At 63.0% G+C, this 20681-nt stretch carries 17 protein-coding genes; 7 read left to right on the forward strand and 10 right to left on the reverse strand.

Annotation, left to right across the window (positions count from 1 at the left end; translation table 11 throughout):
* The first annotated feature begins 89 nt into the window (after nt 1-89).
* Nucleotides 90-1667 carry an ABC transporter ATP-binding protein gene (locus tag MTAI_RS06560; protein ID WP_036196798.1) on the forward strand — a complete coding sequence of 526 codons (1578 nt, stop codon included), beginning with the start codon at nt 90-92 and terminating at the stop codon, nt 1665-1667.
* Here the strand turns inward: MTAI_RS06560 and MTAI_RS06565 are convergent.
* From MTAI_RS06565 to MTAI_RS06580, 4 genes are all read right to left on the reverse strand, one after another.
* Nucleotides 1655-2644: a DUF5666 domain-containing protein gene (locus MTAI_RS06565; RefSeq protein WP_027886689.1), complete on the reverse strand. Its 990-nt coding sequence runs from the start codon at nt 2642-2644 to the stop codon at nt 1655-1657. The two genes, MTAI_RS06560 and MTAI_RS06565, sit on opposite strands and share 13 nt — an antisense overlap.
* A gap of 1 nt (nt 2645) precedes the next feature.
* Nucleotides 2646-3560, reverse strand: coding sequence for an LptA/OstA family protein (locus tag MTAI_RS06570; protein ID WP_027886688.1), 915 nt, complete (start codon nt 3558-3560; stop codon nt 2646-2648).
* 344 nt (nt 3561-3904) lie between these two features.
* The gene (locus MTAI_RS06575; protein WP_027886687.1) at nt 3905-4474 is read right to left on the reverse strand and encodes a hypothetical protein; all 570 of its coding nucleotides are present in this window, start codon (nt 4472-4474) and stop codon (nt 3905-3907) included.
* A 162-nt stretch (nt 4475-4636) separates the two neighbouring features.
* Nucleotides 4637-5359, reverse strand: coding sequence for a GntR family transcriptional regulator (locus tag MTAI_RS06580; RefSeq protein WP_027886686.1), 723 nt, complete (start codon nt 5357-5359; stop codon nt 4637-4639).
* A gap of 108 nt (nt 5360-5467) precedes the next feature.
* On the opposite strand from MTAI_RS06580, the gene MTAI_RS06585 reads away from it, so the two are divergent.
* From MTAI_RS06585 to MTAI_RS06605, 5 genes are read left to right on the forward strand one after another with little or no spacing between them, the layout of a single operon-like run.
* Nucleotides 5468-7204: an ABC transporter substrate-binding protein gene (locus tag MTAI_RS06585; RefSeq protein ID WP_027886685.1), complete on the forward strand. Its 1737-nt coding sequence runs from the start codon at nt 5468-5470 to the stop codon at nt 7202-7204.
* Nucleotides 7205-7241: 37 nt separating this feature from the next.
* Nucleotides 7242-8210 (forward strand): ABC transporter permease, encoded by a 969-nt coding sequence (locus MTAI_RS06590; protein WP_027886684.1) that lies wholly within the window; start codon nt 7242-7244, stop codon nt 8208-8210.
* Between the two features lie 4 nt (nt 8211-8214).
* Complete coding sequence (locus tag MTAI_RS06595; RefSeq protein ID WP_027886683.1) at nt 8215-9297, forward strand: ABC transporter permease; 1083 nt, start codon at nt 8215-8217, stop codon at nt 9295-9297.
* A gap of 13 nt (nt 9298-9310) precedes the next feature.
* The gene (locus tag MTAI_RS06600) at nt 9311-11080 is read left to right on the forward strand and encodes an ABC transporter substrate-binding protein (protein WP_027886682.1); all 1770 of its coding nucleotides are present in this window, start codon (nt 9311-9313) and stop codon (nt 11078-11080) included.
* 51 nt (nt 11081-11131) lie between these two features.
* A complete protein-coding gene (locus tag MTAI_RS06605) occupies nt 11132-12274 on the forward strand; it encodes an exo-beta-N-acetylmuramidase NamZ family protein (protein WP_241768727.1) in 1143 nt (380 codons plus the stop codon).
* Here the strand turns inward: MTAI_RS06605 and MTAI_RS06610 are convergent.
* The 4 genes from MTAI_RS06610 to cysK form a co-directional block, all read right to left on the reverse strand.
* The gene (locus MTAI_RS06610; RefSeq protein ID WP_027886680.1) at nt 12263-14875 is read right to left on the reverse strand and encodes a hypothetical protein; all 2613 of its coding nucleotides are present in this window, start codon (nt 14873-14875) and stop codon (nt 12263-12265) included. The two genes, MTAI_RS06605 and MTAI_RS06610, sit on opposite strands and share 12 nt — an antisense overlap.
* A gap of 90 nt (nt 14876-14965) precedes the next feature.
* Nucleotides 14966-16033, reverse strand: a complete 1068-nt coding sequence (locus MTAI_RS06615; RefSeq protein WP_027886679.1) for a PIN/TRAM domain-containing protein — start codon at nt 16031-16033, stop codon at nt 14966-14968.
* A complete protein-coding gene (gene radA, locus MTAI_RS06620) occupies nt 16030-17346 on the reverse strand; it encodes a DNA repair protein RadA (protein WP_027886678.1) in 1317 nt (438 codons plus the stop codon). The genes MTAI_RS06615 and radA overlap by 4 nt, the downstream gene beginning before the upstream one ends.
* A gap of 53 nt (nt 17347-17399) precedes the next feature.
* Nucleotides 17400-18335 carry a cysteine synthase A gene (gene cysK, locus MTAI_RS06625; protein ID WP_027886677.1) on the reverse strand — a complete coding sequence of 312 codons (936 nt, stop codon included), beginning with the start codon at nt 18333-18335 and terminating at the stop codon, nt 17400-17402.
* Nucleotides 18336-18463: 128 nt separating this feature from the next.
* Here cysK and MTAI_RS06630 point away from each other — a divergent pair, with 128 nt between their 5' ends.
* A complete protein-coding gene (locus MTAI_RS06630) occupies nt 18464-18934 on the forward strand; it encodes an FKBP-type peptidyl-prolyl cis-trans isomerase (RefSeq protein ID WP_027886676.1) in 471 nt (156 codons plus the stop codon).
* 409 nt (nt 18935-19343) lie between these two features.
* Here the strand turns inward: MTAI_RS06630 and MTAI_RS06635 are convergent, their stop codons facing one another.
* Nucleotides 19344-19889, reverse strand: a complete 546-nt coding sequence (locus MTAI_RS06635; protein ID WP_027886675.1) for a hypothetical protein — start codon at nt 19887-19889, stop codon at nt 19344-19346.
* Nucleotides 19876-20640, reverse strand: coding sequence for a bifunctional demethylmenaquinone methyltransferase/2-methoxy-6-polyprenyl-1,4-benzoquinol methylase UbiE (ubiE, locus tag MTAI_RS06640; RefSeq protein ID WP_027886674.1), 765 nt, complete (start codon nt 20638-20640; stop codon nt 19876-19878). Before ubiE ends, MTAI_RS06635 begins: the two co-directional genes overlap by 14 nt.
* Nucleotides 20641-20681 lie beyond the last annotated feature (41 nt).

A 20681-nucleotide genomic window follows, 5' to 3' on the forward strand; every position in this document is an offset into this window, starting at 1 on the left:
GGCGCTTTTTGCTGCGCTTGGCTGGCTGTGGGGGTTGTTTTGAGCCTCGAGCAAACCATTAGAGGCTGCTTGCCTGTATGATTGGGAACATGAACGATTCTGCTGCTGCCTCGAGCACGCGTGCTAAGGGTTCGGTCGCGCTCGAGCTCCGCAACATCACCAAACGCTACCCCCTGGTGCTGGCCAACGACCGCATCTCACTGGACGTGCGCTGGGGTGAGGTGCTGGCTGTGGTGGGTGAGAACGGTGCGGGTAAATCCACCCTGATGAAGATCGTGTACGGCCTGGTCAAACCCGATCAGGGCGAGATCTGGGTGGATGGTCAGAAGGTGCAGATTACCGAGCCGGGGGACGCTATCGCCCAGGGGATTGGGATGGTGCACCAGCACTTTATGCTGGTAGACCCCTTTACGGTGCTGGAGAACGTAATTCTGGGTTCAGAACCTACCCAGGGGGGCCAGCTTAACCTGGCCCAGGCCCGGGCCGAGGTCGAGGCTTTGATGCGGGATCTTGAGTTCGATCTGCCGCTGGATACACCGGTGGAGGAGCTGCCGGTGGGTTTACAGCAGCGGGTGGAGATCCTCAAGGCGCTTTACCGCAAGGCCAAAATTCTCATCCTGGACGAGCCCACCGCAGTGCTGACCCCGCAGGAGGCCGATGAGCTGTTCGATTTCCTACAGCGCTACGTGGAGCAAGGCAACGCGGTAATTTTCATCAGCCACAAGCTGGCCGAGGTCATCAAGCTCTCCCACCGTGTGACGGTCATCCGCGATGGCAAGGTGGTGGGCACGGTCAACACCCCTGAGACCAGCGTGAACGAGCTCGCGCGCATGATGGTGGGGCGGGAGGTGATCCTTTCGGTAGACAAGTCGGAGGCCAGGCCCGCCGAGGTCGTGCTCGAGGTAATCGACCTGCGTATGCCCGAAAAGGACAAAAAGCACCGGCTCAATGGGGTGTCGTTCCAGGTGCGGGCCGGCGAGATTGTGGGCATTGCGGGGGTGGAGGGCAACGGCCAGACCGAGCTGGTGGAGGCTATCACCGGCCTGCGGCCCTACCAGGGCACCATCCGCTACCAGGGCCAGACCCTCAAACCCAATGCCCGGCTGGTGCGCGAGTGGGGCGTTTCGCACATCCCCGAAGACCGCAACCTGCGCGGCCTGGTGCTCGACTTTACCACCCGCGAGAACCTGATCCTGGGGGATCACTACCGGCCGCCTTATGCAGGGTTTTTGGGCTTTCTGGACGCCGCGCAGATGGAAGCCCACGCCCGGGAGGTGGTCGAGACCTTCGATGTGCGGCCCCGCAGCACCGAGCTGGCCGCCCGCCGCTACTCGGGGGGCAACGCGCAGAAAATCATCGTGGGGCGGGAGCTGAGCCGCAAGCCTAAGGTGTTGGTTGCGGCCCAGCCGACCCGTGGGGTGGATATTGGGGCCATCGAGTTTATTCACGAAAACATCGTTAAGGCCCGCGATGCTGGGATGGCGGTGCTATTGGTATCGGCCGATCTCAACGAGGTGCGCTCGCTATCCGACCGCATTTTGGTGATGTTTGAAGGCCGCATTATGGGTGAGCTCAAAGCCAGCGAGGCCAGCGAGGAGCGGCTCGGGTTGTTGATGGCCGGCATTACCGAAGGCCCTGCGCAGGCCGCCGGGGCTCAGGGATCCTGAAACTCCCCCTGCACCCCTTCCAGCACCACCACATCGCCGGTATCGAGGTGGTAGAGCACGCGGGTGCCCTGCACGAAACCATCCTTGTTCTGGCTTCGCACCGGTCTGTCCTTGCTGCCGTACAGGTAGGCGATGCGGTCTTTTTCGCGCACAACTGCGCTTTCTGCCGTGGAGGTACGGCCATCCTGCACCAGCCTGATCTCTCCAAACAAGCGCAGGATCTCGTCGTCCACGTTGTAGACCATGCGTTGGGCGCTGCCTTGCAGGGGTTTGTTGCCGGAGCGCTCGAGCTCGATGGGCCCCGCCACGCGGGCATCGCCGCTCTGATTGTCGTAGTCGAGGCGGCTGCCCCAGGCCTTGCTTTGCCCCTGCTGAACCTCTACGGCCCGGGGGCCGGGTTGGAGGTCGAGCTCGAGGCGATCTTCTTCCTCTATGTACCGGGCCGTACCCCCGGTCAGAAAAACAAAGTCGTTCACTTCGCGGATCTGCTCCACCCGGGCGATGGCCCCGAAGGCCTTGGCATCTTCACCAAAGGTGATCTGGACGCGGTAGGGGGGCGGATCGGCGAACAGCGAACGGCTCAGGGAGGGGCCTTCGGGTTTTTTGCCAATCTGCACATCAAAAGCCTTAAGGCTGCCGTCGTTTTGCTCGGCGGCCTCGAGGCGCACCTGCTGGCCCACCTTCAAGTCGCTAAACTGCACTGGTTTACCCTCGAGCCAGAAGCGGGTCAGCTTATCGGTGGTAAACACCCTTTCACCTAGGTGAAGGGATTTCTTCTCGGCGTCCAGCGCGGTAATGACCCCTCCGTACAGGTCGCGCAACTCGATGATGGCGGGGGGATTGTCCGGGCCGCTCTTGACGACCACTATTTTTTTGCCGCGTCGCTCGATCTCGGCGGTGGTTTGAAACGAGGGCTCGGGCTCCTGCTGCGCGATTGCTACCAACAACAACCCCAGAAGCAACCAGGCCCAGCGCATATTATCGCTCGCTCAGCTTGCGAAACTCGGCGACGGGTAGCCGGGGCGCCTGGGCCAGCACCCGCACTTGCGAACGGTTGACATTGTGCAGCAAGGAGTTGCCCGACAAGGTGGCCCGCTCCTTGGCGTTCACGCTCCGGGCCGGCACGTTCTGATTGCCCACCCGGCCTGCTAACACCGTGGCCTCGCCGGTGTTGTCGTTGTAGAGCAGACTGGCCCCGGTGGTGGTGATGTCGCCATCGACCAGGGTGACCCCACCCGTGGCTAGCAAACGCTTTTCCTCGGTGAGGCTGCGCACCTCTTTGGCACGAATCACCAGATCGCCCTTGCCCTCGCGTTTGCGCAGCAGCACGACCTCTTTGGTATCGCTAAAAACCGCCAGCCCCCTATCTTCTTCGTAGTAAACCGCTTCAGAGCGCCCTTCTTGTCGGCCATTCTTTAGGGTTACGCCCCCTTCGCTGGTAGAAATATTGGTATCCACCTCAAAGGTCATGCGAGGTGCCAGCACCTCCACTGGGTCGCTGTTTTGATCCTTGGGCTCCTGGCGCATCCGGGCGTTGCCCTCGAGGGTGCCGCGCCCGTTGCTCTCGCGGTAGACCAGCTTTGGCCCGGTAGCGGTCATGCGGTCGCGCTTCACTGTGACGCTGCCTTCAAAAGAGGCCACCCGCTCCCCCTCGGCCTCTTGCATGGTTTTGCCCTGGGGGGCTTCCAGCGTGGCACGGGTGGCCTGGATTTCCAGGTCTTTGACCCGGCCAATGACCCCGCCCGGTTTGCCGGCTTCGTAAACCCAGGGGCCGTTGCGCAGGTTGCCCGAACGCTGTCCGCCTGGGGCCTCAATGGTGATGATGCGCTGCTCTTTGCTCTGGGCCAGTACCGCCAACGCTAGGAGAAAAAGAAGCCATGCTGCACGTTTCATCCGATTGGGGTCTGGGGCGGGAGACCCCGACCAAACCTGGCCGGGGAGGTAGAACCCCTGGGTGAATACCGGCAGGGGGTCGTCCCCAGGCCGCCCTTTAGGCGGCCACACCCACTCACCTCCTTTGCACTATAACCTTCGAAGGATTTGCTCCAAACGCACCCACCTTGTGGGATGGCTTTAGGAGCAGATGCATTGCCCAAAGCCCAGGTGCCATGGGCATGGCCGCCGGGCGCTGTGCGCCTGACCTGTGTAGAGCGGCCCGGATTCGGGGGATGTCTTCTCTGCATGGTCTTTCCTCGGAAAGCCCTAACCAGAGCGCGTTGGCACTTGGTTGGGGCGGTTTACGAACTACCCCCTTCGATGGGACAAGGCGGCTGTTCCCCACCGGAAATAAACTTCTCAATAGGGTCACGCCAACTGGGGTTCTCGATACCAAAATCACTCTTGAAGTCCTTGCCCTGCACCTCGAGGCTGGGCGCGGTGATATAGACGCTGGGGGCCCGAAAACCTTCGCGCTGATCTATGGTAACCGGCATCTCACCCGGCTTGCCAAGGTTGACCGTGTAGCAGCCCTTGAGAATTTCCACCTTAGCGTAGGGCAGCCGAAGGTTATCGACGCGGTCGATGACGACCTCGGGTGCGAACAGCCGCATGTCGAGCCGGCCCTCCACATACCGTTCCCCGGACTGCAGGCCGGTTACTTTAGCCTCGCGGGTGCTGGGATCCTGATCGACCTGCGCTGCGGAAAACTCCCAGCGGGCTTTAGGGTCTTGCTCTGGGTATAGGGTGAGTTGAACCTGCTCGAGGCGCACCCCCCGGTTGGGCGTGGCTGGGCTTGGAATGGGGCGGGTGACCAGGAAAACCGAAAGCAAAGCAATGGTCACCAGAGCGACAATGGCAGCTCGAACCACGGCTAGAGGTTAGAAGCTAGACGGCTTAGAAGCGTGAAACTCAGCCTAAGTCACCGAGTGGAGTCCGGTCATACCGGATTCAAAATTAAGGCAAAGACCTCTACGAGTCGGGCCAATGAACCGAACACGGCCCCTGACTCGTCTTAAGCCGCGTGCTCTGTCTCAGGCCCGGCGTAGCTCGGCCACGAAATCGTAGCGGTCGCCACGGTAGTGACTGCGGGTAAACTCCAGCACGCTGCCATCGGCCAGGTAGCTCAGGCGCTCGATGTACAGCACCGGCTCGCCTACTCGAAGACCCAATAGTTCGGCTTCCTGGCGGCTGGCAGCAACCGAGCGCAGGCGTTGCAGGGCCCGAACCGGACGCAAGCCTTTGCTCTCCAGATAGGCGTACAGGGATTCTTTGACCTGCTCGGGGTGGGGGAGAAGATGAGCCGGCAAAGCGGCCCGTTCAATAGCCATGGGCTCACCCTGTGCGCTGCGCACGCGCTCGAGCCGGGCCACTTTCTCGCCTGGTGAGAGCGACAAGGCCAGCACCTCCTCGGGAGAGGCAGTGAACAACCCCCGCTTGAGCCAGCGCGTGCTGGGCTCGAGGCCGCGGGCCCGCATATCCTCGCTGAAGCTGGTCAGCGCCGAGAGGGGCTGCTCGAGGCGGGGGGCCACGTAGGTGCCCGACCCCTGGCGGCGCTGTACTAAGCCCTGGGCCTCGAGGCGCTCGAGGGCTTTGCGGAGCGTGAGCCGTGAGACCCCATACTGTTCGGCCAGCGCGCGCTCGGGGGGCATGGCCTCACCGGCTTTCCAGGTATTGCGGGCCAGGGCTTCACGCAGAAGGGCCTCGAGCTGCAGGTAAAGCGGGGTGGCAGAGTGAGGATCCAGCTTGGATTCCATAGATTGCCAGATATTATACCACTTGAATACCAATAACGGCTGACGTATACTTCAACCGAACCAATGCATGTGGGGCCCCGGGCTGAGGCACCAGATGGAGGAGTGAAGATGAAAAGACGTGTTTGGCTTATAGCTATGGTTTTGCTGGCTTTGGGTCTGGGCTATGCTCAGCCCAAGGTACTGCCGGCCTATACCAGCCTGGGTGTGACAACCGGCAAAGCTGGGGGGAGCCTCACCCTGTCGCTGGCCAGCGCACCGCAGACCTTTTTTTACTACGGTGCAATTGACTCGGCCATCCAAAACCTGACCAACCAGATGTTCGACGGCCTGATCGAGTACAACCTGGCCAACTACCAGATCGAACCGGCCCTGGCCACGCGCTGGAGCATCACCGATAGCCGGGTTTACACCTTCGATTTGCGCCGGGATGTGCGCTGGCACGATGGCCGCCCCTTTACCGCCGACGACGTGGTTTTTACCTACACCCAGATTGTCGCCAATCCTGAGGCCCGTGGCGGCGACGCGGCCAACTTTGAGGGCGTGAAAATTGAAAAGCTGGGGGATTTCCGGGTGCGCTTTACCCTGCCCAAGCCCGCGCCGGCCTTTATCCATTACATGCGCCTGCCCATCATGCCCAAACACAAGCTGCTGCCCTTCAGCCAGGAAGGGGGCAAACCCCGCGCCGAAATCAACAACGCCTGGCCCACCAACGTCAACCCCGAGGAAGTGGTGGGCACCGGCCCCTTCCGCCTGCGCAGCTACACCCCTGGGCAGCAGGTTACCCTGGTCAAGAACCCCAACTACTGGAAGCGCGATACCGCTGGCAACCCCCTGCCTTACCTCGAGCAGCTGCAGTACCTGATCATCACCGACTCCCAGGCCCGGGTAGCGCAGTTTTTAGCGGGTAATATCGGTCAGATCAACATCACCGGGGCCGAGTTCCCCGACCTCAAACGCCGCGAAACCCAGGGGGCCCCGTTCCGGGTGGTGCAGTTCCGCGCGCTGTTTGGCTCGCCCCCGCACATCGGCTTCAACTACAACGCCAAGAACGCTGAGCTGGCGAACCTGTTCAAAAACAGCGACTTCCGCCGTGCCCTGCAGTTTGCGGTCAACCGCGAGCGCATCATCGAGGATGTGTACAACGGGCTGGCCGAACGGGCCAGCTACGGGGTGGCCCCGCTTTCCGAGTGGTACTACCCGGAAGTGGCCCGTCTGCAAGGCCGGTTTGACCTGAATGCGGCCAACGCCGCTTTGGATCGGTTGGGGCTGCGGCGGGGCCCGGACGGCATCCGGCGCCTGCCGAGTGGAAGGCCGCTCGAGTTCACCCTCACCTACGGCTCCAACTCCGCGGTCTTTACTGCCATCGCCACCATCCTGCAAAGCGACTTCCAGCGGGTGGGGGTCAAGGTCAACCTGCAAGGCATCCTGGCCGCCAACCTGCTCTCAACCGGGCGGGGCCAGGACTGGGAGGCCATCCTGCTGGCCCTGGGCGACCAGCCCGACCCCGAGCTGCGCACCCCCATCTGGAAGCCGGGCGGGGCCCTGTACTACTGGCACCAGGCCACCCAGCCCACCACCCCCACCGGCCAGCCCCAGTTCAACAACTTCCTGCCCTGGGAACGTGAAATCTACGATCTGTGGGAGCGGGCGGCCAGCACCACCAACTTCACCCAGCGCAAAGCCCTCTACGACCGCTGGCAGTCCATCGTGGCCCGCGAGGCCCAGGTGATCATGATTGCCAAAGAGTATGCGGTAGGAGCGGTTTCCAACCGCTACGGCAACTACATCTACAGCCTGGGCGTGATCCCCGGCTTCAACCCCGTGCCGCTGATGTTCCAGCGGTAAAGCTTATAGCCAGGGCTGGAGCTGGCAGGGAAGGATTATGGGCGTTTACCTTTTACGACGCGTCTTGGTGGCGATTCCTACCCTGTGGTTGATTTCGGTGTTGGTGTTTGCTGTGATCCAGCTCCAGCCGGGCGGTTTTTTGGAAAACCTGCTGGAAGATCCCAGGGTAAGCCGGGAGACCATCGAGAACATTCGCCGGCAGTACCTCCTGGATCAGCCGGTCTGGGTGCAGTACCTGCACTGGCTGGGCGGGATTGTGCGGGGGGATTTTGGCTATTCGTTTCTGAATAGTCGCCCTGTCTCGGAGCTAATCTGGGAACGCATGGGCTGGACGGTCTTTCTGGCCTTTCTGACCATCCTGGTCACCTGGGTGATCGCCATTCCCCTCGGCATCTACACTGCCCTCAACCGCTACGGCCCCTCGTCCACCGCACTCAACTTTGTGGGCTACTTTGGGCTGGCCACCCCGGACTTTTTGGTGGCGTTGCTGCTTATTTACTGGGTGTTGAGCACTGGCGGCACCAACGTGGGGGGGCTGTTCAGCCCGCAGTACATTGATGCCCCCTGGAGCTGGGCCAAGTTTCAGGATATGCTGGCCCACCTCTGGATTCCCCTGATTGTAATTGGCCTGGACGGTACGGCCACCATCATGCGGCAGATGCGGGCCAACCTGCTGGATGTGCTCTCGCAGGACTACATCCGCACCGCCCGCGCCAAGGGGCTGGCCGAACGGGTGGTGCTCTGGAAGCACGCGGTGCGCAACGCCATCAACCCGCTCATCAGCCTGGCCGGACTGCAACTCCCCACCCTGATCTCGAGCACCATCATCGCCTCCATCGTGCTGAGCCTGCCTACCATTGGGCCCTTTTTGTACGACTCGCTCCTGAACAAAGACCAGTACGTGGTGATGGCCCTCTTGATGCTTTCGGCGCTGCTGCTGATGGTAGGCAACCTGCTGGCCGATGTGTTGCTGGCCTGGGTAGACCCCCGTATCCGTTACGAGTAGGCCTATGGACAAGCGCAATAACCCCCTCTACCTGGCCTGGCGGCGCTTTTTGCGCTCCAAGCCGGGGGTCATCAGCGGCATAGTTCTGCTGGTGCTGTACCTGGTGGCCTTCTTGGCCGGCTTCCTGGCCCCCAACAACCTGACCGTGCAACACCCGGACGCTGTCTACCAGCCCCCCCAGCGGGTTTACTTCTTCCGCGATGGCCGGCCGGTACGGCCCTATGTGTACCAGCTCAAACGCGAACGCGACCCGGTTACCTTCATCAGCACCTACAGGGAAGACCGCACCCGGCCTACCCCCATTCGCTTTCTGATTGCCCAGGGTGAGCCCTACCGCTTTTTGGGGTTCAAAACCAACTGGCACCTGTTTGGGGTGGCCGAAAGCGAGGGGTACTTTTTCCCTTTGGGCACCGACCAGTTTGGCCGCTGCCTCTTCTCGCGCATCCTGGTGGGCTCGCAGGTCTCGCTCACGGTGGGGGTGATCGGGGTGCTGATCTCCTTTGCCATCGGGATTTTGTTGGGGGGCATCTCGGGCTACTTTGGCGGCTGGGTGGACACCCTCATCCAGCGCATCACCGAGGTGCTGCTCTCGATTCCCCGGCTGCCCATCCTGATGGCCCTCTCTACGGTGATTCCGGCCAGTTGGCCCAGCACCTACGTCTACCTGGGCATCATTGCGGTGCTCTCGTTCATCGGCTGGGCAGGGCTGGCCCGGGTGGTGCGCGGGCAGGTGCTGGCCCTGCGTGAGGTGGACTACGTGACCGCCGCGATGGCTCAGGGAGCCTCCAACCTGCGCATCATCCTGCGGCACATCGTGCCCAACCTGAGCAGCTACCTGATCGTGACCGCGACCCTGGCCCTGCCCGGCTACATCATTGGGGAGTCGGCGCTTTCGTTTTTGGGGCTGGGCATTAAGGAACCCATGGCCAGCTGGGGCCTGCTTTTGAAGGACGCGCAAAACTTCCAGTCGCTGAGCCTCTACCCCTGGTTGCTGACCCCCGGCATCCTGATATTTATCTCGGTGCTGGCCTACAACTTTTTCGGCGATGCGCTGCGGGACGCCGCGGATGTGCGCTCGAGGGACTAGAAAGGAGCGAGGTATGAATAGAAGAAGGTTTCTCCGTCAAACTGCGCTAGGGCTGGGTGCAGGCGTGCTGGCCCCCGGCCTCTGGGCCCGTGGGCTGGCCCAGGGCGGGGCCGCCAATGTTCCGGCCAACCTGTTCCAGGAGATTGGGCGTCGCGGCGGTACCCTGACCCTGCCGCTGGGCTCCACCCCGCAGAGCTGGAACTACTTTGCGGTGATTGACAACTTCGCCTACACCGTGCTCAACAATGTGTTTGATCGCCTGATGCAGCTCGACCAGGTCAGCTTTGAGCTGGTGGGCGTGCTGGCCGAGTCCTGGAGCATCTCCAGGGATGCCCGCACCACCACCGTCAAGCTGCGCAGCGGCATCAAGTGGTCGGACGGCACCCCTTTTACCGCCGACGACGTGCTCTTCACCTTTACCGAGGTGGCCTCCAACACCAACCTGCGGGCCAACCAGGCCGCCACCCTCACGGTGGCGGGGGTGCCCTTGCGCTTCGAGAAGGTGGACGACCTTACCTTCCGGGTGATCTCGAGCAAGCCCTATGGGGCAGTGCTGCAGGCCCTGACCTTCTCGCCCATCCTGCCCCGGCACAAGCTGGCCCAGTTCAAGCCCAGGGAAGACCCCGGCGGTTTCAGCCGGGTCTGGGCCACCAACACCGACCCCAAGGAGATTGTGGGCACCGGGCCTTTTATCCTGCAAAGCTATGTGCCGGATCAGAAGGTTACCCTGGTGCGCAACCCCAACTCCTGGCGGCGCGACCCCCAGGGCAACCAGCTGCCCTACTTTGACAAGCTGGAGTACCTGATTATACGCGACCCCAACGTGCAGATCGCCCAGTTCCGGGCCGGTAACCTCGACCAGGTGCCCATCACCGGGGCCCAGTTCCCCGAGCTGAAGCGGCTCGAGGTCGGAGGGGCCAAAATCCGTGTGTTGAGTGGCAGTACCATCTACACCTCGCCCCCCCACTGGGGCTTCAACTTCGACGTGCCCAACCCCGAGCTGCGCGAGCTTTTCCGCAACCTGACCTTCCGCAAGGCCATGCAGTTTGCCGTCAACCGCAAGCGCATCATCGAAGACGTGTACAACGGCCTGGCGGTGCTGCCGGGGCATGGAGTGGCGCCGGGCACCTTCTGGTACTACGATACCCGCAGCTACCTGGGGGAGTTTAGCCTCGAGCGCGCGGCGGGCCTGCTGGACTCCCTGGGGCTGCGGCGCGGCAGCGACGGACAACGGCGGCTGCCCAGCGGAAGGGTGCTCGAGTTTGCCTTTACCTACGCCTCCGACTCGGCCCCGTTTGCAGCCATTGCGGCCATCCTGCAAAACGACCTGCGCCAGATTGGGGTCAAGCTCAACCTGCAGGGCATCCAGCAGGGCACCTTGCTGGCGACTGCTACCGGCGGCAACTTCGAGAGCATCCTGATGGCCTACGGCGACCAGCCCGACCCGCAGCTGCGCAAGGACATCTGGCAGCCCGGCGGCCAGCTCAACTACTGGCACCGCTCGGTCTGGCCCGACCGGGGCAGCAGCGAGCCCAAGTTCGACCAGATGTTCCCCTGGGAGAAAAACATCTGGGAGATCTTCCGCCAGGCCGAGCAGCTCGGCGACCAGAACGAGCGCAAACGCCTCTACGACCGCTGGCAGCTTCTTTCTGCACAGAACCTGCCCGTGATTATGATTGCCAAGCCCACCGCAGTGGCCGCGGGACACGCCCGCCTGGGCAATTTCTTCGCCCGCGACAACCGCATCATCTTCACCAACTTCAGCATGTTTGAGAAAGCCTGAGTGGCTTGATGCTTATTGGCCTAAAGACCTCTGACGAGGCCTACGCAGCTTATGAATCAAGGCCTACCGACTTCGCATGGCTCGCGCCCTACGGGCCTCGAGCGGCTGCTCGATGAACCCAGCCTTCTGGGAAAAACAGGGCGCGTTGGACTTCTGAGCCATCCGGCAGGGGTGACCCGCGACCTGGCTCCCTCTGCGGTGGCCCTGTTGCAGAAAGGCATCCGCCTCGAGCGCCTCTTTGGGCCCGAGCACGGGGTGGATGGCTCGGGGCAGGCCGGCGAGGCCCCCGAGATGGCCGCCGATCCCCTTACCGGCCTGCCGGCGCATAGCCTCTACGAAAAAACGCCGGATGAGCTGGCGGCCCTCGTGGCCCGGGTGGATACCCTGCTGGTGGACTTGCAGGACGTGGGGCTGCGTTATTACACCTACGTTTCCACCCTGGTGCAGGTGTTGGGGGCGGCCCGACAAAAGGGGGTGCGGGTGGTGGTGCTCGACCGGCCCAACCCCCTGGGCTTTGCAGTTTCGGGGCCCGTCCTGCAACCGGCCTACCGCTCGTTTGTGGGGATGCTCGAGCTTCCCCTGCGCCACGGCCTGACCCTTGGGGAGTGCGCCCGCTTTGTAGACCCAGATGTTGAGGTTATCCCCTGTGACCCCCAGGCCGTCTTTGGCCCCGAGGCCCTGCCCTGGGTTCCGCCCTCACCCAACCTGCCCAACCTCGAGAGCGTCTGGCTCTACACCGGCGTGGCCCTGGTAGAAGCCTCGACGGCCTCGGAAGGGCGGGGCACCGCGCTGCCGTTTGGGCTGGTGGGGGCGCCGGGGCTGGACGCGGCCCGGCTGGCCCGACAGCTGAACCAACTGGGGCTGCCGGGGGTGCGCTTCAGGCCCGTCTTTTTCACCCCTTACTTCTCCAAGCACCAGGGGCAACGCTGCGCGGGCGTGCAGGTGCACCGGATAGGCCCGCCCACCGACCTGCTGGCCGCGGGCCTGGCCCTCCTGGGGGCGCTGGCCGAGCAGGGCGTTCAAATCAACCCGGACTGGCTCCAGAAGCTGCTCGGTATTCCTTTCACCCCGGATTTGCTCGAGCCCACACAGGCCCTGGCCCATACCCACCGCTGGACTGCGGCGGCGCGGGCTTATGCCCAGGCTCAACTGCAAACTTGCTGGCTTTATCCGCGTCCCAATTTAGCTGCCTAGCTCGAGCTCCTCTAAGGCTTCCTGGTGGATTCGCCGGGCTAAGGCGGCCAGCTCGGTGTGCTCGAGGCGGGCCAGCAAGTCTTCGTCCAGCGGGTCGAGGCGAAGCCCGAAGAGCCATTCCTCTGGCGCGTCGCTCTGGCGGCAGGCCCGCAGAACGTCCTGCAGCCAGGCTGCGCGGTAGCGCTCGAGCAGCGGATGATCCAGCCCTTCGAAGGGCCACTCTTTGCTGGGGCTGGCTTCCCACAAATCCACCCGCAGCTCGGGAACCCTGCACAAAGCGTAGGGCCGGAGGAAATACCCTGGCGCGCGGGGCGGACGTCCGGGCTCGAGGGTGCCCAGCAGCTCCGACCACAGCACCCTGAACTCGCCGTCGGAGACCTCGAGGGCCTCCATCAGGGCCTCTTTATTCCAGTCCTTGATGAGCAGCAAGGCCAGCAGGGTGCGGGTCTTTTCGCGCTTAAAGCGGACTTCCTGGTGGTTCACCCAGACCTGAAACGGGCCTCGCGCGCGAATTTCAACGCTTACGCCGGGGTGATAGGCCACATCCAGCTTTCCAGCCTCCCACAGGAGCCGGCGGCTGCGATGCAAAGGGGGGGCAAAGAGGGTGGGCTGGCTGAGGAAGGGGTAGCGCACCAGCATGCCTTCCGGGTCGGCTGTCCAGGGGTGGCTGGCGGCCAGTGCGCGCAAAAAGGGGTCTTGTAGCCCAGGCAATGCGGGCAGGTTGAAGGACAAGCCCCGCCGCAGGTGGGCCTGGGCGGCCACCAGGGTCATGAAGGCCTCGACCCAGGCATCCCCGGCCTCGCGGGCCTGGCGTACCATCTCTTCGAAGGCACGGGCTTCGCCGAGCGCGGCTAGGCCTCCTAGGGGTTCCACCCGCAAGCGAGCCGGCCCACCCTGCGAGAGGGAAAGTGCTCTGCGGTAGGCTTCCCCAGCCTCGGCCCAGCGGTTTTGGGCCAGCAAGGCATGACCAAGCCGGGCTTCGGCCAGCGCCACCACGAAAGGGCTGCCCAGCGTCTCACCCTCGCGGCGGCCCCGGTGGGCGGCCTGCTCAGCTACCATTGCATCGCCTGCGATGGCTTCCAGCAGGGCCAGCAGCAGGGTGCCCTCGCGGTGGTTTTGTGGGGCCCGTGCGGTGGCATCCCCCTGCAACCGGCGCAGTTCCGCCAGCGCCCGCTGGGGCTGGCCGCTGCGCAGCCAGACCCGGGGGCCTTCCAGGCCGAGTGCCCTGGCTTCCTCGACCCGCCCCGCGTTGAGCAGGTTCTCGGCCCAGAGCCTTTCAACCTCGAGGGGAAAGCGCACACGGGCCGCCAGCAGATAGCCCTGGGCCTTGGCTGGCTCCACCGTGTCGAGATACAGCCTCGATAGGCCCAGCAGGGCCTGATCCACACCGGCCCGCAAGGCCTGCTGATAGGCCGCCTCGGCCTCGCTGTAGCGCCCGGCCTGGCGCAGGGCTTCCCCGTGCAGGTAGCGCAGGTCGGGCCGGGTGGCCCGCATGGCCTCGGGCAGGCGTTCGAGCAGGGCCAGCACGGTGTAGGTAAGACCTCGAGCCAGCCAGGCCTGGCCCTGGCGTTGAAGCAGGTCGGCGGCGTGCCCCAGCCGTCCAGCCTCCAACAGATAAACCGCTGCCTGAATTTCTTCACCCCGTTCCAATGCCAGATCGGCGGCTTTGGTCAGCAGCCCTCGCACCTCGCTGGGCTCGAGCAGGCTCATCAGGGCAGCCCGCACCAGGGGGTGGAAACGGATGCGCCCACCCACGTGCTCTAGAAGAAGGTCAGGGGCATAAGGTTGCAGGGTTTCCAGCTTGCCTACCCAGGCTGCTTCCTCAGGCCCAACTTCACCCAGCACGCTGGCCCGGGCTGCCAGGTGGAGTATCTTCTCGGGCAGGGCGGGCATCAGGTAGGCCAGTAAACCGGCCGGATCGGGGTGTGCGTAGAAGGCCTCCTCCGGCTTGGCCCCTCGCTGCATGGCCCGCAGCAAAAGCCGCAGCCCTAAGGGCCAGCCCCGCACCAGGCTGTGGGCCTGCTCCACCTCAAAGGCGTTTAGCTCGGGGGCAATGGCCTGGCCGAGCTGCAGGGCCTCGGCGGGGTCGAAGGCCAGCTCGCTTTCATCCAGTACCTGTCCCAGCACCTCCCAGGGGGCGGCCCGGCGGGTGAGCAGGGCCAGGTGCAGCCCCGGTACCTGGGTGAGGGTGCGCAGAAATGCCACGGCCTCTCGGCTTGCGACCCGCTGGGCTTCATCGAGCACCAGGGTATGGCCCGGCTGATTGGCCAACCGCTCGAGCAGGAGTTCGCTGGCTACGGCCCAGGCACCCCGTTCGAGCGCCCCCACCACGCCATCCAGTCCATTCCCCAGGCGGGGCCGGTAGACCTCGACCAGATGCCAGCCCAGCACCACCGGGTCGGCGCAATCCTCGCCCAGGGTCAGCCACAGGGCTGGAAGGCTCGAGAGCAGGGTGGATTTGCCGTACCCGGCCCCTGCGGCCAGTACCAGCACCGGGCTTTTGGCAAAACCCTGCCGAAGCCGCTCCAAAAGCCGCAGACGCTCCACCTCTCGAGCGGTACGGGGCGGCAGCAGCCGACTTTTAGGCACACGGTAGGGCATTTACCACAGTTTACCGTGTGTGGGCCGGGGTTCACCTCGACGCGGCAAAGATCCCTCTGAAACTCGCCGGCATCGCTGCGGCTGGATCTGCTATCGCTCCGACTTGTGAGCTGAACGCTCGGCCGGCTCGTTCTGGAGCTTTCCAAACAGCAAACGGCCCACCTGGGTCTGGATGGACTGGGTGATGACCACCCCCACCTCCTTGCCCTTGAAGGGAATGGCGTCGTCCACCACGACCATGGTGCCGTCTTCCAGATAGCCCACGCCCTGACCGGGTTCTTTGCCTTCTTTGACAATGGTGATGCTCAGGGTATCGCCCTGCTGCAAAGGGGCCCGCAACGCCGAGGCCAGGGCCTGCACCGAGAGGGTTTTGACCCCGTAAATGCGGGAAAGCTGGGCCAGCGCGTGGTCGTTGGTTACCAAAGCCGAGCCCAGCCTTCTGGCCTCGGCCAGTATTTGGTCGTCCACGGGTTCGTCGCTCTCGGAGCTATCGAGCACCTCGAGCCCCACGCTCAGCTTAAGACGCTCGAGGGTGTCCAGCCCCCGGCGCCCTTTGGCCCGCTTTTGCGCGTCGGAGGAATCGGCAAACTGCTGCAACTCCCGAAGCACCTGCCGGGGCACGAAGAGCGGGCCCTCCAAAAACCCCACCTCAGCGATATCCGCAATGCGCCCATCTATTAGTACCGAGGTATCGAGCAGCTTGCCCCCGCGGGGTTTGCTGGGGGGTGGGGTGGGGCGGGCCAGGCGGAAATATTCCCGATTGGCCACTGCAAAAGCCGAGAGCGAGACCACCAACACCGTTGCAATGATCAGGGAGTGAATCGCGGAAAAGCCGGGAATCTGGTTCAACAGGTTGGTTAGCAACACTGCCAACAGAAGCCCCAGGCCGGAAGCGGCCGTGATGGCCACGGGAATCTCGGGCGGAAGCTGCTTAAGCCAGTTCTGGGTGAGCACCCAGCGCTGTTCCAGCCAGTGGGTTAGGCGGGGCACCAGTAAAAAACCCACCAGCAGGCCCACCACGCCCAGGTACATCTGATTCAGGCTGGTCAGGCTGCCCAGGGGGCTGCTTCCAATAAAGTTGTTGGTCTCGAGCCATACCCCAACCCGGTAGCCCATATAGGCGAAAAGCCCGTATAGAATCCATCGCACCATACTCATACGAACATGTTCACAACAGCTTCCAGGTTCCTGAACTGGGGTGGGTGCACCAGGCGTTCAAAACCTGCCCGCTGGCCTTCCCGCAGGCGGCGCTCGAGGCCCTCCACGCTGCGCAACTCCCCAGCCAGCCCCACCTCGCCTACCACTGCCACATCCTCTGGAATTGCACGGCCCACCACAGCAGAATACACCGCCAGCCCCACGGCTAGATCGAGCCCTGGATCGAAAATTCGCAGTCCGCCGGCCAGATTCACGTAGATATCCAGGTTGCCCAGGGGTAGATTGAGCCTGCGCTCCAGCACCGCCAGCACCACGTCCACCCGGCGGCTGTCCAGCCCTTGCGACACCCGGCGAGGGGCAGGGAAGGGGGTGCGGGCGGCCAGGGCCTGTACTTCCAGGGCCAGGGCCCGTTCGCCCGAGAGGCTCAGGGCCACCACCGACCCCGGCGCACCCCGCGGCCGCTCGGCCAGAAAGGCCGCCGAGGGGTTGGGCACCTCGGTCAAACCTTGGTTCACCATGCTGAAGACCCCCAGCTCGCCCACCGGCCCGAAGCGGTTTTTGCTGGAGCGCAGTATCCGGAAGTTTCCGGCGCTTTCCAGGTACAAGGTGGCGTCCACCACGTGCTCGATGACCTTGGGCCCGGCTACCACGCCCTCTTTGGTGACGTGCCCGACCAGCACGGTGGTCACCTGATGACGCTTGGCGAAGCGGGTCAGGGCTGCGGTGGCATCGCGCACCGCGACCAGTGAGCCTGGTGAGGCCGTGGTTTCGATGGTCTGGATAGAGTCCACCACCAGGAAGTCGGGTGGGGCGGCCTCGAGGGTAGCCAGCATGGCCTCCAGCTCGGTCTCCCGTAGCAGCTCGAGGCCCCCCGAGATACCCAGCCGGCGGGCCCGCAAACGTATTTGCCCGGGCGACTCCTCGCCGGCCAGGTAGATCACCCGCTGGCCTGCTTCCAGCATCTGCTGGGCCACCTGCAACAGCAGGGTGCTCTTGCCAACCCCCGGTTCACCGCCCAGCAGCAGCACTTCACCAGGCACGAAGCCCCCGCCCAGCACCCGGTCGAGCTCGCCGATCCGGCTGGAAAACCGCGCCTCGCCCTCCTCCGGCACATCCTCGAGGCGGGTGAGTGCCGCTGGATTGGGTAAGGGGCGGGGGCGCGCTGTACCGGCCTTACCAGTGCCCACAGACTTAAGCGAGGGTGCTTCTTCTTTGAAGCTGTCCCAGGCCCCACAGTTAGGGCAGCGGCCGAGTGCCTTGACCGACTTGTACCCGCACTCGGTACAGCGAAGCTGGATAGATGCCCTGGCCATCTGAGAGCAAGTTTAGCCTACAAATCGTGCAAACTACAGGTGTTGAAAGGCCCTCAAGGTGCAACGGTTTCGGGCTGGGCATCGGCAAACAGTTGGGTCGAGAGGTACTTCATACCCGAGTCGCAGGCGATGGTTAGAACCCTTTTGCCGGGCCCGAGTTCGCGGGCTACCTGCAGGGCGGCCCAGATCATTCCGCAGGCGCTCATTCCAACAAAAAGCCCTTCTTCGCGGGCCAGCGGCTTGGCCAGAGGGAAAGCGTCTTCTTCCAGCACCTGAATCACCCGATCCAGCATCTTCACGTCGAGGTTGGGCGGAATGAACCCAGGCCCCATGCCCTGGAACTGGTGTGAGCCCATCTGGCCGCCCGAGAGCACGTTGCTCCGACGGGGCTCACAGGCAATTATCTGGATATCGGGCAGGCGCTCGCGCAGGTAACGCCCAACCCCCATGATGGTGCCGCCGGTGCCGGAACCATATACAAAGGCGTCCAGCCGGCCCCCCATCTGCTCAAAGATTTCCGGCCCGGTGGTTTCGTAATGGGCCCTGGGATTGGCGGGGTTGTCGAACTGGTTGGGCATAAAAGCCCCCTGCTCATCCACAATCCGCTGGGCCTCCTCGATGGCGGCCAGCATCCGGCGGCTGGGGTCGGTGAGTATCAGTTCGGCCCCGTAGGCCTTGAGAATGCGCTTGCGTTCTTCGGACATCTGGGCCGGCATGGTCAGGATGAGCCTGTAGCCCCGACTGGCGGCTACCATAGCCAGCCCAATGCCGGTGTTGCCGCTGGTGGGCTCTACAATGAGCTGCCCCGAGCCCGGTTTGAGGAGGCCGCGCTCCTCTGCATCTTTGATCAGATACCAGGCGGTGCGGTCTTTGATGGAGCCGCCGGGGTTGTTGCCCTCGAGCTTGACCCAAACCTCCGCCATATCTGGCGTTACCAGGCGCTTCAGGCGAACCACCGGGGTCTTCCCAATTACGTCTTCCACGTTCATGTGTATAAGCATAGGCCATGGCCCGGTGGCGGGCTTCGCTTTGGTTTACGATTGCTTAATCCAGATGGCTTATACTTGGTTGTCTCGCGGAAACGAAGGTTGGTTTCTGTGAATGGAGAGGAGTTGTTATGACAGCAAGCAAAGGCAATGTGGTGACCATTCGATACACCCTGCATGTGGAAAACGAGCTGATCGACCAGGGTGAGCTGGATTACCTGCATGGATACCGCAATATTGTGGCCGGCCTGGAGGAGGCCCTCGAGGGCAAGGTCGCCGGTGACCGTGTGGTGGTTTCTGTGCCCCCGGAAAAAGGCTACGGTCTATACGATCCTGAAGGGGTGCAGGTGGTTGATCGAGCGGCCTTTCCCAACGACGCCGAGCTGGTAGAAGGCGCCATGTTCTACGCTGAAGATGCCCAGGGGAACCCCATGCCCTTCACAGTGCTGAATGTGGACGATCAGGACGTGACCATCGATTTCAACCACGCCCTAGCAGGCGAGACGCTCAACTTCGATGTCACCCTTACGGCCATCCGGCCTGCTACTCCGGAAGAGCTCGAGCACGGCCACGCGCATAGCGCGCACCAGCACAGCCACTGATGCGCATTTTGGCAGTATCGCTCACTGTTGAAGTCTAGGCGATGCTGCCGAAATGCCCTTCTACTTCCTTCGGTCGGGCTGAATCCCTCACCCCTGGCTGCGCAGGCCGGTGGAGGATTCGAGCAAAAACGGTATGATACCGGATTCAAAAACAAAGCAAAGACCTCCAGAGGCTATCTTTTTGAATCCTAGAGCACTCCCTTCGGTCGGGTTAGTTCGCCACCATTCGGTGACGAACTAACCTAATCTGGTATGACCCATCCGGGGTTGCTGCAGCAGGGGAGCGCTCCCCTGCTTTTGTTATGGATTTTTCACAACCACTCGAGGGCGTGGATAGCCTGCCTTTGGCCCAAAGGGCAGGCCACAGTAGCGAGTTCGGTGCCGTTTTGGGCACTTTATGAGAGCCATTCTAGGCTAACACCGGGTAGAGCACCGGCTGGCCTTGAGGGAGCTTGAACATCAGATACTCTTCTTTGCTACGAAACAGCAGCAGCAGGTGCGTAGGTAGCTTGAGGCGCATGAATAGCGGCAGGGCATAACGGGCCTCACCCCGCTCGATACGGGTTTGCTCGAGGGTGTAGGCCATATAAAAATCCAGGTCGCTTTGCATCAAATGGGGCGTGTAGAACATGGTGAGGTCGGCCTGGTCTTTATCGGCTCGGGTGAGGGCCTCCCAGACCAGCTCCTGGGCTTCCTGGGGTGATAGGTACTGGCCCTGCACAGGGCCCGAACGACCATAGAACGCAGCAGGAAATTGCTTAAACTCGTAATAAAACCCGCTTGGGCTATGCCACCAGCGCACAATTTCGTTCTCGCCGCTGCTGCCTTGGGCCAGCTCCTGGGCGTACTCGCGGGCCAGCTCGAGCGGCTCTAAGTCGGGTAAGGCCCCTGTTTCCATGCTTTCCAGCAGCAGGCGCTGGGGATCTACTTCGATGGCAGGATCAGGCTGGTTCATCGGGGTCAGACTCTCCGGTTCGGACGACCCGGCTGGCGGGGGCCGGGCTGGGTTTATCGCCAATGTGCAGCGCGGTGATACCGCCGGTAAATAGTTGATACCGGGTGGCAAAGCCAGCCAGATTCATCATATTAGCCAACGTGTCGGGATCGGGGAAGCGCTCGACCGATTCGGGCAGGTACCGGTAGGCCGCGGCGTTGCCGGAGACCAGCCCCCCAATGAGGGGCAAAATGCGGGTGAAGTAGAAGCGATAGAGCAGGCCCAGGCCGTTGCGGGGCGGGGGGGGAAACTCCAGAATGCACAGCCGCCCCCCCGGTGCTATAACCCTGTAAAGCTCGACCAAGGCCCTGTGATAATCGGTAAAGTTGCGGAAGCCGAAGGCGATGACCACCGCATCGAAGCGCTGGTCGGGGAAAGGCAGCCGAAGAGCGTCGGCCTCTACAAAGGAAATCTCGAGCCCTGCCTTGAGCGCTTTTTGACGGGCTAGCTCGAGCATGGGGGGCGCAAAGTCGCCGCCGATCACCTCGGCTTCCGGGGCTACCTTTTTGAGCAGCAAGGCAATATCACCGGTGCCGGTGGCTAGGTCGAGGATGCGCGAGGGATTTTTCTCCAAAGCTGCCCGGACAGCCGCCACGCGCCAAAGGCGATCCACTCCAAGCGATAGCACCCGGTTGAGTAAATCGTAGCGCGGGGCTATTTCCGAAAACATTTGCTGAATGGCCCTGGCCTTGGTTTCAGTCGAATCTTGCACCCAACAAGTTTATCACCCTGAACTGCATGTATTATGGGCCT

The sequence above is a fragment of the Meiothermus taiwanensis WR-220 genome (genome assembly GCF_003568585.1).
GTDB classification, from domain to species: domain Bacteria; phylum Deinococcota; class Deinococci; order Deinococcales; family Thermaceae; genus Meiothermus; species Meiothermus taiwanensis.